Origin of the sequence: Chryseobacterium vaccae (genome assembly GCF_009602705.1) — a bacterium.
Taxonomy (GTDB): Bacteria; Bacteroidota; Bacteroidia; order Flavobacteriales; family Weeksellaceae; genus Chryseobacterium; species Chryseobacterium vaccae.
In genome coordinates, this window is the sequence record NZ_VSWH01000001.1 from 2,174,634 (window position 1) to 2,189,302 (window position 14,669).

Sequence of the window (14,669 nt, forward strand, 5' to 3'; positions counted from 1 at the left end):
TGTCCTTATTTTAAATTAATTATAATGAATTTAAGCTGTACCAGTTATTTCCATCACAAATATATTCCATAGCAACTCCGTTACCAAGAGGGGCTCCGGCAGATGTAGAATGAATTCCGGTTACACTAAATCCTGTACCATCAGACACAGCATTGATAAACATAATACTTTTTCCATTTGTCTTTGTAAGCGTAGACAGATCAAATGTAGTATTACTGGTTACTACAATAGCATTACCTAAATCAGCATCAGAAATTGTATTTCCTGTTTGTGTTCTTACAGTTCTACCTGTTGGCACAACTGCTCCACCACCGATAGGTTTCCATTCAGGAACTACATTATCGAAGTAGTAAAATCCAGCACCAGTAATTTTAGCTCTTCTTGAACCTGATCCTGTTCCTGAAGTAATGTAAACAATTGCTCCGTTCTGAGCAGACGCGTAAGTACCGGATGTGTCATCTTTTGCAGCAAGTTCTGCAGCAGTCATTCGGGGAACTAATAATGCATCGGGTCTAGAATTATCTGCAGTATTGGCTGCTACATCCAATGTTGCTGAAGGTGTGGTGGTATTAATACCTACACGGCCCTGCTGTGCTTGGGAAAACGCCGAAAGGCAAACGAGCATTGTCGCTGTTAATAAAAATTTTTTCATAAGTTTTTAAAGATTTTAATTACATTATTTTCCATCAATATTTCCAAATGGAAGATGCATCCCAACTTGTGCCCAACGTCTAGCCTGTTTAACAATTACTTTAACTAACTGTATATCAACCTATATTATGAGTTACCGTATGAAAGCATTTGATTTTAAAATATTGCTTTATTGCGCAAATTTAAGACATAATTTTCTAATTTATACATTTTATATAAAAAAAATAAATTATATATCTATCAAACAAGTACAATTTACTATAAAACAACAAATTACAAGAATTAAGTATAAATTTAAGTATGTTAAATTTTATTAATCTTTTAAGTAATTGAGCAATTGATTATTTTTCCTAAAGTATTATATTTTAATTAATTAAATAAGTTCTCCGTAGAGGTCAAATTCTTCCGCAGAAGTTATTTTTACCATCGCAAATTCACCTATAGAAATATAAGTATCTTCTGCAGAAACCAGAACTGTATTATCTACATCAGGAGAGTCATATTCTGTTCTTCCAATGAAATAGTTTCCTTCTTTTCTGTCAAAAATACATTTAAAGGTTTTTCCTATTTTTTCCTGATTTTTTTCCCAAGAAATCTGTGACTGAACTTCCATGATTTCTTCTACGCGCGCTTCTTTTACTTCCTGTGGAATATCATCCTCCAGCACATAAGCACCCGTATTTTCTTCATGGGAGTAGGTAAAACATCCAAGTCTGTCAAATTTTTGTTCTTTTACCCAATCTTTCAGCTCCTGGAATCTTTCTTCTGTTTCTCCGGGGTATCCTACGATCAATGTTGTTCTGATCGCCATATCCGGAACTTTTTCTCTGAATTTTGCTAAAAGAGCATTCGTTTTTTCATGGGTCGTTCCTCTTTTCATAGACTTCAATAAATCAGAATTGATATGCTGAAGAGGAATGTCGATATAATTGCAGACTTTAGGTTCTTCGCGGATGATATCCAGAACATCTTCAGGGAATCCGCTAGGGAAAGCATAATGCAAACGAATCCATTCGATACCTTCTACTTTCACCAATTCTTTTAAAAGATCTCCAAGTGCGCGTTTTTTGTAAATATCCAATCCGTAATAGGTAAGATCCTGAGCGATAAGAATCAATTCTTTTGTTCCTTTTTTAGCCAGTTTTTGAGCTTCTGTTACCAGCTTTTCTATTGGTGTAGAAACGTGACCACCTCTCATCAAAGGAATAGCACAGAATGAACAAGGTCTGTCACAACCTTCTGAAATCTTAAGATAGGCATAATGTTTCGGAGTAGTTGTTAGCCTCTCTCCTACCAGCTCGTGCTTGTAATCTGCACCAAGGTGCTTCAGTAATATTGGAAGATCTCTTGTTCCGAAATACTGGTCTACATCAGGAATTTCTCTGATAAGATCCGGTTTGTATCTTTCGGAAAGGCATCCTGTTACAAAAACTTTTTCAACTTCACCTCTGTTTTTGGCTTCTACATAATCAAGAATAGTATTAATTGATTCTTCTTTTGCATTATCAATAAATCCACATGTATTGATTACCACGATATCTCCGCGATCTTCATGTACCACCTCTTTCCCATTGGCTTTCAGCTGGCTCATTAAAACTTCAGAATCATATACATTCTTGGAACATCCAAGTGTAACCACATTGATTTTCTTCTTCCCTACAGATTTTGTGCGCATCTTTTTGATTTTGAGTGTGCAAAGATACGAAATATTAAAGGAGTATTGATTAAAAAATAAAAACCACCTCAGGGAGATGGTTTTCAATATTATATCTAGAAGTTACCTTCAGCGAAAAGGGGCAAAGTTTTGTCTTTTTCTGAAAGTTGTACTACCTCTAAAGGTAATTTCCAGTCGATGTTCAGTTCCGGATCATTCCAGATTACGCTTCCTTCCGATTCTTTATGATAAAAATTATCACATTTATAAGAAAAAATGGCTGTTTCGCTTAATACGGAGAATCCATGAGCAAAGCCTCTCGGAACATACAGCTGAAGTTTATTTTCGGGAGTAAGTTCTACTCCAAACCATTTCCCGAAGGTAGGGGAATCTCTGCGAAGATCAACAGCTACATCAAAAACTTTTCCTTCAAGACATGATACCAGCTTAGCCTGTGCATGCTCGCCTTTCTGTAAATGTAAGCCTCTTAATACACCATAAGAAGATTTTGAGATATTGTCCTGAACAAAATGTCCGTTCATTCCGGTAAGTTCTTCAAATTTCTTTTCGTTGTATTTTTCAAAGAAGTAGCCTCTTTCATCTTCAAAAATTGTAGGTTCGATGATGTAACAATCTTTTAAGGGAGTTTCTTTTATTTTCATTTTTTATCTCTATAAATTATATTCTTTTTTTAAGCTCCATTTTAATCCCAAATAGAGTGTTCCTGCCGGGATAAATATAATCAAAATAACCGCCCAAACCGGAAGTTCTGAATGAATTAAAAATATATTAACAATCAGCTGAGCTACAGCATACACTGTACTTACCAATAAATGTGAAATTTTTTTCTCGTTGGCAAACAGCTGATAAAGGTGTCTTCTATGGGCTTCAAAAATATTTTCTTTTAACAGGATTCTTTCAATGATTGTGAGAACGACTTCCATTCCGTAGATGGCCAGCAGCAGGATGAATTTGTATTCTCCGGTTCTCATGATCAGAAGAGCAATAAGGCCTATGACCCAAAAACCAATTCCCATACTTCCTACATCTCCCGCAAAACATTTGGCTTTTTTCCTAAAATTGAAGAACAGAAATACCAGGCAGGCTAAAACAGGATATATAATAAAATCATTATCTGTGAACTGAATCACCTCCTGATTGATATAAGCCAGGGAAGCCAAGGTAACAAGGCTATACATCCCGGTCATTCCATTAATTCCGTCCATAAAATTGTATGCGTTCAGGGTACCGATTATAATTATAAATAATACCGGCCATACCCAAAAAGGCATCAAAGTAAATGCTCCTGTGAAATATAGCAACAGGATCACCGAAATAAAATGAACAAGCAATCTTATTTTATTCGATAATGTTCTGATGTCATCAATGAAGCTTATGGTACATATTGCAAGAAGACCAAGACCGAATGACCAGTAATTTTCAATCGCTGAATTCAAATTAAATAAACAGAAAACAATGAATGCAACAGGAAAGATAATTCCCCCACCTCTTAAAGTAATCTGAGTATGGGCACTTCTGTGGTTTGGTTTGTCTATAATGTTGTATTTATCGGCTATTTTGAAGTAGATCAAAATTGAGATAAATAAGATCAGGGTGACGAGTATATATTCCATTATTTTTTAAAACTTTTGATGGTCAGTTCTAAACCTTCTCTTGCCGTTAAAGGCAATTCATCAATTTCTAACGCGTTTTTTATCTTTTGATTGGATACCAGTAAATTATTAGTCAGTTTTTTTAATTTTTTTGTATTCAATGGAATCGGTAAAAAATCTCCACACCTTGCAATTGCTTTCACCAGAAACCTGGGAAGACTGATATTGGGAATCTTGAGATTTTCAACTTTTTTAATGACTTCAATAATTTCGTTGGTAGCAACAGTTTCATCATCTGCAATATGATAAATACCGCTGTTTAAATTATTGTATTTCTGAATGATCTGTTCTATGTAAAAGATAAAATTGCCGATGGAGATAAAAGATCTTTCATTGTTGAACGAAGCCAGCGGATAGGGAATTCCTTTTGAAATGATTTTATACAGCAGTCCCAGGTTTCCTTTATCGCCCGGCCCGTGAACCATTGGCGGGCGGATAATAATCAGTTTTTTACCCTCTGGCAAGTATTGTTGTAACAGCCATTCTTCAGCTTTTCTTTTACTTTTTCCGTAAAGAGAAACAGGATTACACTGATCTGTTTCCAGTAATGGTTTAACAGACTCAAACTCTTCCAGTGCAGCCAGTGAACTGATATGAATGAATAATTCCGCATCTGTTTTTTTGAAAGCTTCAAATAGGCTCTGAGCCAGATCAACATTGGCAAAATAATAATCTTTTTCAGTTGCTGTGCCTTTATGGTCGTGTGCTTTTCCCACAAGATTAATGAAAATTTTGGTTTCTTCACTCAGGTTTTTCTCCCATTCAGAGTTTCGTAAAGAAATCTCCTGAACATCAAAATTCTGCTGTAAAGATTTTACTAAATTTTTGCCAATAAAGCCTGAACTTCCAAAAACGGCTATTTTCATAATTTATCTCAGTAGTTTTTTGTATAAGAAGGTTAAAATAGATTTGGGTAATATTCTGAGTGGTAATTTTACAATTCCCGATACTAAAAATTCCTTTCTATTAATATAATTTATTTCTCTTATTTTTGATAAAAATGCCAATTCTTTTTTTAGGTAAGACCAACCACTCCTCCTGCCAATCATATTATTTCCTATTCTAAAATGAAGCAGAGGTTCTGAAATATTTGCAATTTTAAATCCTTTATGTAACATTCTAACCCAAAGATAATAGTCCTCAAACAATGGCATATCTTGGTACGATCCAGCCTCAATAACAGCTTTCTTTCTAAACATCACAGTAGGATGATTCAGAGGATTTCTAAATTTAGAAAACTTCAATAAATCTTCAGAATTTACTGGCAAATTTCTAAACTGATTTAGGTCTCCAGGAATTAAATTAAATTCCTGTATCCCAGTACCTATAACACTAATAGAAGGATTTTTAATTAAAAACTCTATTTGTTTTTTAAATCGATCTTGATAGCAAATATCATCTGTATCCATTCTTGCTATAATATCATACAAAGCATGCTTAAGTCCAGCATTGAGAGCTTTTCCCAAACCCACATTAGCATCTAGGGAGACAATTGTAAATAAATCACTATATTTAGTACAATATATTTCTATACATTCATCCAACTCTTTTGTTAGTTTACCATCTTTGACAAGAATAATCTGACTAGGTTGGAGAGAATTATTTAGAATACTATCTAATGCTTTTTCTAAAAATTCAACTTTTTCTTTAAAATATACCGAAATCAAAACCGAAAAATCCATACCATTATATTTTAAAAATTAATCTCTTATAAATATCAAATAAAAATTCGGCTCTGTATAGTAATTTATACATCCAAGAATTTCTACTTACTCCTGAAACATTATTTGTATGTTGTCTATATAGCACAAATGATTCTTTTATAAATTTAATTTTTTCGGGGTGCTGATACGCCCATAAAATGCCAATCCAATTATCATGTAGTAGAAGTTTTTTTGGAAAAGGCAGTGCCTGTTTTAAGACTTCTTTTTTAAAGCACATACAACAGCCATGAAAAGGCATTTTTTTCATCATTTTATAAAAAGATATATCGATAGGATTTTCTTTCAAGAACTGTAATTCACTTACCTTACCTTCATTATCAATAATATCATAATTTGTAAAAAGAATATCGTATGTTTTTAGGTAATGTAAACATGTCTCAACCTTATTAGTCTTCCATATATCATCTTGATCAGCAAGAAAAATGATATCACCTTTAGCATATGACAACGCATTTTCAAAGTTTTTAGTGACAAGAAAATGCCTAGAATGCTTTCTATTATTGCTTTTAATATTCTGTTTTAAATGAATTCTATTATCATTTAAAGTTTTTATTATAGCTAATGTATTATCTGTGGAACCATCATCAGAAATAATGAGCTCATCATTTGAAGATAATTGATTCAGAATGGATACAACTTGTTCTTTAATGAACCTTTCTCCATTGTAGGTAGCCATACAAACACTAATCATCATTCAAAATTTTTTTAAATTTAGAAAATGCTTCTGCATTATCAAATTTTTTAATATGTTCATATCCTTTTTGGGCTATTGAATATCTGGTTTCGCTATTTTTAATTAATTCAATAATATTATCTGCCATACTTTTAATATCACCGGCTGGGCTAACTTTAGCGGTAGAATTATCTATTGCCATAGCTTGATATCCTTTGTTATCAGTACATACTATAGCACATCCACATTGCATAGCCTCACCTACGGTTAATCCCCAACCTTCTTCAATACTTGTTCCAACAAAAATGGCCGCATCATTGTAAAGCATTCTTAATTTTTCTTTTTCGGGAATTCTATAATAATTATATCCTGTAGGGAGATTTACTGGCTTCGGAAAAGTTCCAAATAAATTTACCTGTAATTCTGGTATTTCTTTTTTTACAAGGTCTAAAGATTTAAATCCATTTGCAACACCTTTATTGGGCGAAGTATGATAAAGCATTAAAACATTTGTATTTTGCCTGCTTTCCACAGGAACATCAAGATCAAAAACATTAAAATCAAATCCGTTTTCTACCAAATAAACTATTTCATTATTTTTTTTGATCAGTTCCATAAGCCATTCCGAAATAGTAACTTTTTTCATATTAAACTTCCATGTCTCATGAACCATATCATTCCCCCATTTCCAGTTTTCATAGCCCTGTATAAAATAGATTTTATCTGAATTTTTGCATTTGAATTCATTTAGATAATAAGCCGTTTCTATACTTGTACAAATATATTTATCTGCTTTTAAGATCCTCCGTTCTTCTAAATTCCAATTAAAATATAGTTTTATACTTCTATCAAGATCAAACCAGCCATAGGGTCTAAAATCACCAATTGTTTTAAAATAAATATACCTAGCTAGAGATTTTATTTTATTCTTAAAACTCTCTTTTCCAAAAAGACAACTTGAACCATATACTATAGAAACTTCATGTCCTTCCTTCACAAAATAATTCGCGTATTCATAGATAATTTTGTGCCCACCGATTGGCTTTTTGCCGTGTCCAGGCAATAAAAACATAATATGCATTAGTCTAAAAGTTTTCTATAATAAAACTCAATGATTTTAGTTCTTTCTTCAAAACTAGTTATTCCAAAAATAACATTATCATACTTGTTAAGTATAGGAGTATTTGTAAGTACTAATTTACTAACAAAAACTACTAATAAAAAATTAACAATCAGTATTCTATTGATCTTAATTCTGTTAAATAAATACATTAACGGAAATAATACACACAAGCTAAATGAAAACAATGCCGAAAATCTTGCTCTAAATACCAATACTTCTGAAAAATATAAGGTTGAAAAGCAGTACAAAAAAAATAGGTTTACAAAAATCAAATTATTTTCATTGATATTGATAATTTTTTTATAATTTTTAAAAACCCAATAGAGAGGAATTAATATATATAAAACCCCAAAAGTTATACCGGAAGATTCTGAAGTAATATAATGATCATTTTTTTTAGCAAACATTCCTCCAAGAAAGCCTGCCATTGCATTCGTAATAGTATTTAAATAATGGATCTGGAAAAAATAAATTATTAGTCCAATAATGGTAAATATAAAATATACTTTCTGATTATTTTTATGAATAAAAAAATAAAGCGGGAAATAAAAAATCGCAGAATTATGAAATGACAACCCCACAAGATTAATCAACATGAAAGGTAAAATTTTTCTTTCACTAATATATTTAATAGACAGCAGAAAAAGAAATATGGCTTTGATATTTCTAAGCATATTAATTTCTATTTCGCCACAGAATACAAAATATATAGTCAAAGCAAAAATAAAATATCCCTGACAATATCGTTTAATAAGTATTCTAAGTAAAAGAAGATCAACAAGAGAATTTACAAAGGAATAAAATATATAATTATCAGAAAATGTTTTAATAAGGGAAGTGAACACTAAAAAGCCAGGTTCGTAAGTAATGGTTTTGAATGTTTTTAGCGAGAGCTGGTTTATTGGAACTATATCTCTGTATAAATGTGTATAAGATATCCAGTCACTTGCTACATAACCTCTTAATCCGAAGAAAAGCAGAACTAAAATAAAGGCAAAGTTTCTTAGTTTATTTCTGGAGATAATCCTATCAATATTCTTTTGTTCTAAAATTGCACAGGCAAATAAAATTAAAAATATGAAGACGTAGGGAATACTATATTCTATACTGCTAAATTTCATCACATCATTTATTATTATAGAATTTCATTAAGTCAGGAAACAAAACAAATAAATGAGTAATAGTAAAAGACTTTATGGCTTTACCAAGAGAATAATGCCTTTTTAAAAATGAAAACCGCATAAACGGGTCATCTCCAAGTGGAGTATAGAGATTTTTAAACCTTTTTCTTAAAGAATTTTTTTTATCATAGCATGCTTCAATCTTTTCATGATCTTCACACTCTCCTACATAGTCTTTTGATAAAACAACTTCTAAATTCTGTTTTATTGCTCTTAATCCATAATCATAATCTCCAATTGCATGCCAGAATGTGCTATCCAGCATTCCGATTTTTTCATATACATATTCCGGAACAAAAACAAGATTACCATTCATCCATTCAATCTTTTGCAGAGTTCCATCCGGGTCCAAATTAACAGTTTGTCCTTTCAGTCTCCCTCCATAAGTTGTACGATTAGTTGCTGCAGATTTAAATGCTCCGCTTATAACTGCCTTATTATTTTTCTCTTCTGATTGGTTAATAAGACTAATCAATGAGTTTGGAAAAATATAACTATCATTATTAAGCCAAAAATATCCATCGTATTTTTTTTCTGATTTTTCAGCATACTTCCAGGAATTAATCATTCCTCTACACCAAAACAAGTCTCCTGTACCATCAAGTATTTTTACAGAAGGAAATAGCTTTCCAATAACTTCTTTTGTATTATCGGTTGAATGATCATCAGTTAAAATTATATCAAACTCACAATCCGGGCATAGAGCTATTGCCTCTTCAAGCTGTGAGAGACATTTTTTTGTAAAATCAATCCGATTAAAAACAGTTAACAATACTGCAAATTGTTTCATTTTAAAAAGTTTTTTAAATAAAAATTTTTAATCTTAAAAATAAGTAATTGTATAATATTATAGTTTTTGGTATATTCTTTCCCCGTAGACCCCGATATTCCTTCGATAATAACAGTTCTTTTCAAACCTAAAAAAGGGAAGCCTTTTTTATTCATATCCTTTATCTGTTCTGCAAGTAAATGTTCAAAATACATTCCTTTTGAATCATTAATATTTTCTTTTCTTTCTACAAAGGACTTCAAAAAATTATAATTACTTATAAAGAAATGAGAATATGCCTTATCTTTCTTCCACGTCATTTCAGCCATAATATAATTCTTATTCTCAACAGGAAGATCTTTAATGAGATTATTTAAGTTGATTACACATAACCTTCCTGTAATTTTAATGATATATGCTTTTTCATTTTTTAAAAAATAAGAATTTTGTAATGCATGTTCTATAATTAAAGCTTCACCATAACCTTTTCCTAAAGCTTTATCAAAATTATTGCCATCAAATGTCAGATATTCAATTCTTTCATTTTGTAAAAAAACAGGATCAATATTAAATAAAGTATTTTCAACTATTAAAATCTTATGATCAGTAGTATTTAAATAATAGGTAATTGCATTGTAATATTGTTTTATCCTTGTATTTTCATCATTAATCTTAGTAAAAGACATACCTGCCGGATTTACGCAACAAGTAAGAAGTATAATGATATCTTTTTTATGATTCATGTAGCAAGTTACTTTTCTTTATTGTAAATAACAATAAAATAAATATAATAATTTCTGTAAGTGTAGCACATATAACCGCTCCATTTTCTTTAAATATGATAACAAGAGGAGCAATAAAAGTTAAACTAAACACACAACCTATCATAACTATATTAAGCAGCTTCTTTTTCAAGCCAAATGTTATAAAAATGTTGATAGCAATAACACCATTAATTACAGAAAATAGAGGCAATAGTACCGAAAACCTTAACACTTCAGCTGATTTCATAAATTCTCCAGTTTTAAACATCAATGATATGATTAAATCAGAAAAATAAAAAATCCCAACTCCTAATACTAAACATATTACAGCAATTGCATAAACGATTTGATTTACAAATTGCAAACATTTTTTCTTCGAAGTATTATAGTAAACATTTACTCTCGGAAAAACAACTTGTGTAACGGAAGAAAGCAGTGCTATCAAAGCTCTTATAATTTTATCTGCTGCGGAATAAATTCCTACAGAAGTATTACCAGCAATTAAGCCTAAGATTATTGTATTAGTTGTTGTATAAAGATTACTAGAAAGACTGGTTGCAAAAATATGCCAGCTATTAGCAATTTGTTTTTTAACACTTTTAATGCTGGGCCTGATAAAGATTACTAATCTCAAGTAAAATAATAAAGCCAGACTTAAAATGGCAGATAAAAATGTTGATAAAACCTGAATTAACAGAGCTAAATTATAATCAGAAACTTTTTTCACCAACCAGAAAGTTATTAAACACATTACAACTCTTGGAATAGTATTAATAATTGTAATAAAGCCCATCTTTTCAGTTCCTTGAAAAAACCAAACAGGAAATAACACTGCAGATACTACATTAACAAAGCTTATAAAAAAAAGAGTACTATCTTCTCTAAATCTCCCAAACAGGAGTAATATTGCTCCAAAGACAATAAAACTGATAATAAGCAACAAGGACTTTGCAAACATTGTATTCCAAAATGTTTCACTTATTTTAATTTTATCTCCCAAAGCATCTGCAATTTCTTTTGTTGATGAAACATTAAAACCAAAATCGGTAAATAATGTAAAATATGCAACAAATGCTTGGGCAAACATAATTCGTCCAAAATTTTCTGATCCTAATACTGTTCCTAAGTACGGAAATAAAAAGAGAGGAATAATATAATTTGCAATTTGCAATACAAAAAGATACGAAAAATTTTTGCGAAGGACTTTATCAGAAAGAAGTTTCAATTTAATAAATAATTATTTAATACTCTTTAAATACCAGTTATAAATCTTATTAATTCCATCTGTAATTTCAATACGATTCTTCCATCCTAATGAATTTAACTTTGATACATCAACCAGTTTTCTCATTGTTCCATCTGGTTTAGAAGCATCAAAAAGAATATTTCCCGAAAATCCTATTTCCTTAGCAATCAGGTAAGATAGATCTTTTATTGACAAATCTTTCCCGGTTCCAATATTGATATGGGTGTTTCTTATCTCTTTTTTATTGGAAATAAGATCTGCAAAGTCTATATTTTCCATTAAGAAAATACAGGCATCTGCCATATCTTCACTCCATAAAAACTCCCTCATAGGTTTACCTGTTCCCCACAATTCTACTCTGTCTTTAAATATCCCGTATTTTGACAACGTTTTTTCTATCGTCTCATTAGTGTCGGCTCCTGAAACAGACTCTACAGGTCTTTTATGTAAATCATTCCGAACGGCATCCCAATCGTCATTCATTAATGAATTAGCTAAATAAATTTTCCTGATCATTGCTGGTAAAACATGGCTTTTTTCCAGATCAAAATTATCATTAGGACCATACAGATTAGTAGGCATTACCGAAATAAAGTTCGTTCCATATTGGATGTTAAAGCTTTCACATAACTTTATTCCAGCTATTTTAGCAATAGCATAAGGCTCGTTAGTATACTCTAATACATCTGTAAGAAGTTCATTTTCATCAATAGGCTGATGGGCTTCTTTAGGATAAATACATGTACTTCCTAAAAAAAGAAGCTTTTTTACGTTATGTTTATATGACTGGTAAATTACATTCTGCTGAATCTGGAGGTTATTGTATATAAAATCCGCCCTGTAAGTATTATTTGCCATAATTCCTCCCACATACGCAGCTGCCAAAAATACATATTCAGGTTTTTCTTCTTCAAAGAATTTTTGTGTAGCTTCTGCATCCATCAGATTGAGTTCTTTGGAAGTTCTCCCGATCAGATTTGTAAATCCATTTTCAGAAAGCTGTTTCCAAATTGCAGAGCCTACTAATCCTTTATGCCCTGCTATATATATCTTACTATCCTTTTTCATTAAATACTAACGTTTTTTTACATATTCCAGGTCATGTTTTACCATAATTTCTACCAATTCATCAAATGATGTCTGTGTTGGATTCCATCCTAACAGTGTTTTAGCTTTTGTAGGATCACCTAAAAGCTGTTCAACTTCTGCGGGTCTGAAATATTTTGGATCAACTTCAACCAAGATCCTGCCCGATTCCGCATCTATTCCTTTTTCATCAATATCTGTCCCCTCCCAGCGAATTTCTATATTTGCCACTTTAAAAGCTTTTGTAATAAACTCACGCACCGTATGCATTTCACCTGTAGCAATTACAAAATCTTCGGCCTTATCATGTTGAAGCATAAGCCACATACATTCTACATAATCTTTTGCATATCCCCAGTCTCTTAAAGAGTCTAGATTTCCCATATAAAGTTTTTCCTGAAGCCCCTGTACAATCCTTGCTACAGCCAATGTAACTTTTCTGGTCACGAAGTTTTCTCCCCTCCTTTCACTTTCGTGATTAAATAATATTCCGTTTACGGCAAACATATCATATGATTCTCTATAATTCTTGGTAATCCAAAAACCATATTGTTTTGCTACTCCGTAAGGGCTCCTTGGATAGAATGGTGTAGTTTCTTTTTGAGGAACTTCCTGAACAAGACCAAATAATTCAGATGTTGAAGCTTGGTATATTTTAGTTTTCTTCTCCATTCCTAAAATTCTTATGGCTTCTAATAATCTCAATGTTCCAACAGCGTCTGTTTCGGCTGTATATTCAGGTACATCAAAACTAACTTTTACGTGACTTTGAGCAGCCAAATTATATATTTCATCAGGCTGGGTAAGTTGTATGATTCTCATTAATGAACTAGAGTCTGTCATATCACCATAATGAAGGTTTACCAGCCTTGCCTGATGCATATCCCTCACCCATTCATCAAAATAAAGATGTTCTATTCTGTCTGTATTAAAAGATGATGAACGACGAATAATTCCATGAACTTCATATCCTTTTTCAATTAAAAATTCAGCCAAAAAAGATCCGTCCTGTCCTGTAATTCCTGTGATTAATGCTACTTTTCCCATATTTGTATTCTAATTCCTTTTATATTTGTTTCTGATATTATTATAAATCATAATTTATGTAGGTCTATTCTAAAAATTATGTTAGTGTAGATCCTGATTTTTCTAAATTTTCATATATATACTTAACATCCTGAGAGTTTTCTTTATTTAAAACCAATATTACATCTCTAGTATCTATAAGTATTGAATTTTTCATTCCTATAAACTGGGCAAACTTTTTTTCGTCCCCGATATACATATTTCCGTGCTCATCAACCGGGTGTCCATTTCTTAGAAGATAATCATATAATGAATCAAAAGCCCCTAAATCTGACCAAAAAAAGTCTGATTTAACCATTTTGATTTTTTTACTTTTTTCCATAACGGCATAGTCTATACTTTTGGAAGGAATTACTTTCATTAATTCTTCTGATATAGATGCATCTTCATTTCTATTTTCCCAAGCAGTTTTAGCCGTTTTGAATATTTCAGGATCATGAAGAAGCAATTCATCAAGCATGACACCTGCTTTAAAACAAAACATTCCACTGTTCCACATAAATTTTCCGCTTTTGACAAATTCAATAGCAGTTTCTCTGTTGGGTTTTTCCCGAAATCTTAATACTTCTCTTCCTTCATATTCAATATAACCATATCCCGTTTCAGGCTTGTCTGGATTAATTCCAAAGGTTGCAATGTATCCTTCTTTTGCAAGGCTTAAAGATTCATTGACAGCTTTCTCATAAAAGCTGTCTCCGTCTATTATATGATCTGAAGGAGTCACTAATAAGATATCTTCTCTATCGGCAGCAAAACACGCTAGAGCAATTGCGGCGGCAGTATTTCTTGGTAATGGTTCTGTAATGGACAAAACGGGTTTATCCATGTCTTTCAACCATTTTTCTCCAATTTTAGAATTTTCAGAATTTGATATAACAATTAAGCTTTCAACAAATCTCTTATTTCTATTAATTGTCAGACTGAACAAAGAATCTCCTTGAAAGATTTCAAGATATTGCTTAGGATTATGTTTTCTAGATAATGGCCACAATCTGGACCCCACCCCTCCACTTAAAATGACATTTTTTATGGACATTCT

General features: G+C 31.7%; 15 protein-coding genes. All 15 read right to left on the bottom strand.

What is annotated here, in order from left to right; translation table 11 throughout:
- Positions 1-19 precede the first annotated feature (19 nt).
- A complete protein-coding gene (locus tag FW768_RS09795; RefSeq protein ID WP_153394944.1) occupies positions 20-652 on the bottom strand; it encodes a hypothetical protein in 633 nt (210 codons plus the stop codon).
- A gap of 372 nt (positions 653-1,024) precedes the next feature.
- Positions 1,025-2,326 carry a 30S ribosomal protein S12 methylthiotransferase RimO gene (rimO, locus tag FW768_RS09800; protein ID WP_153394946.1) on the bottom strand — a complete coding sequence of 434 codons (1,302 nt, stop codon included), beginning with the start codon at positions 2,324-2,326 and terminating at the stop codon, positions 1,025-1,027.
- A gap of 95 nt (positions 2,327-2,421) precedes the next feature.
- Complete coding sequence (gene rfbC / locus FW768_RS09805) at positions 2,422-2,967, bottom strand: dTDP-4-dehydrorhamnose 3,5-epimerase (RefSeq protein ID WP_153394948.1); 546 nt, start codon at positions 2,965-2,967, stop codon at positions 2,422-2,424.
- A 9-nt stretch (positions 2,968-2,976) separates the two neighbouring features.
- Positions 2,977-3,939, bottom strand: coding sequence for an MraY family glycosyltransferase (locus FW768_RS09810; protein WP_153394950.1), 963 nt, complete (start codon positions 3,937-3,939; stop codon positions 2,977-2,979).
- On the bottom strand, positions 3,939-4,844 hold the full coding sequence (locus FW768_RS09815) for an NAD-dependent epimerase/dehydratase family protein (protein ID WP_153394951.1): 906 nt from the start codon (positions 4,842-4,844) through the stop codon (positions 3,939-3,941). Before FW768_RS09815 ends, FW768_RS09810 begins: the two co-directional genes overlap by 1 nt.
- Before the next feature lie 3 nt (positions 4,845-4,847).
- Positions 4,848-5,660, bottom strand: coding sequence for a glycosyltransferase (locus FW768_RS09820; RefSeq protein ID WP_153394953.1), 813 nt, complete (start codon positions 5,658-5,660; stop codon positions 4,848-4,850).
- Between the two features lie 4 nt (positions 5,661-5,664).
- On the bottom strand, positions 5,665-6,396 hold the full coding sequence (locus FW768_RS09825) for a glycosyltransferase (RefSeq protein WP_153394954.1): 732 nt from the start codon (positions 6,394-6,396) through the stop codon (positions 5,665-5,667).
- Positions 6,386-7,456 carry a glycosyltransferase family 4 protein gene (locus FW768_RS09830; RefSeq protein WP_153394956.1) on the bottom strand — a complete coding sequence of 357 codons (1,071 nt, stop codon included), beginning with the start codon at positions 7,454-7,456 and terminating at the stop codon, positions 6,386-6,388. Before FW768_RS09830 ends, FW768_RS09825 begins: the two co-directional genes overlap by 11 nt.
- Positions 7,456-8,619 (bottom strand): EpsG family protein, encoded by a 1,164-nt coding sequence (locus tag FW768_RS09835; RefSeq protein WP_153394959.1) that lies wholly within the window; start codon positions 8,617-8,619, stop codon positions 7,456-7,458. The genes FW768_RS09830 and FW768_RS09835 overlap by 1 nt, the downstream gene beginning before the upstream one ends.
- Positions 8,620-8,623: 4 nt before the next feature.
- Positions 8,624-9,469, bottom strand: coding sequence for a glycosyltransferase family 2 protein (locus FW768_RS09840; RefSeq protein ID WP_153394961.1), 846 nt, complete (start codon positions 9,467-9,469; stop codon positions 8,624-8,626).
- On the bottom strand, positions 9,466-10,191 hold the full coding sequence (locus FW768_RS09845; RefSeq protein WP_153394963.1) for a hypothetical protein: 726 nt from the start codon (positions 10,189-10,191) through the stop codon (positions 9,466-9,468). Before FW768_RS09845 ends, FW768_RS09840 begins: the two co-directional genes overlap by 4 nt.
- Positions 10,181-11,437, bottom strand: a complete 1,257-nt coding sequence (locus tag FW768_RS09850; RefSeq protein WP_185151962.1) for a flippase — start codon at positions 11,435-11,437, stop codon at positions 10,181-10,183. Before FW768_RS09850 ends, FW768_RS09845 begins: the two co-directional genes overlap by 11 nt.
- 12 nt (positions 11,438-11,449) lie before the next feature.
- Entirely contained in the window at positions 11,450-12,526 is a 1,077-nt protein-coding gene (locus FW768_RS09855; RefSeq protein WP_153394966.1) for a GDP-L-fucose synthase family protein, read from the bottom strand.
- A gap of 6 nt (positions 12,527-12,532) precedes the next feature.
- A complete protein-coding gene (gene gmd, locus FW768_RS09860; RefSeq protein ID WP_153394968.1) occupies positions 12,533-13,591 on the bottom strand; it encodes a GDP-mannose 4,6-dehydratase in 1,059 nt (352 codons plus the stop codon).
- Between the two features lie 76 nt (positions 13,592-13,667).
- Positions 13,668-14,666: a mannose-1-phosphate guanylyltransferase gene (locus tag FW768_RS09865; RefSeq protein ID WP_153394970.1), complete on the bottom strand. Its 999-nt coding sequence runs from the start codon at positions 14,664-14,666 to the stop codon at positions 13,668-13,670.
- Positions 14,667-14,669 lie beyond the last annotated feature (3 nt).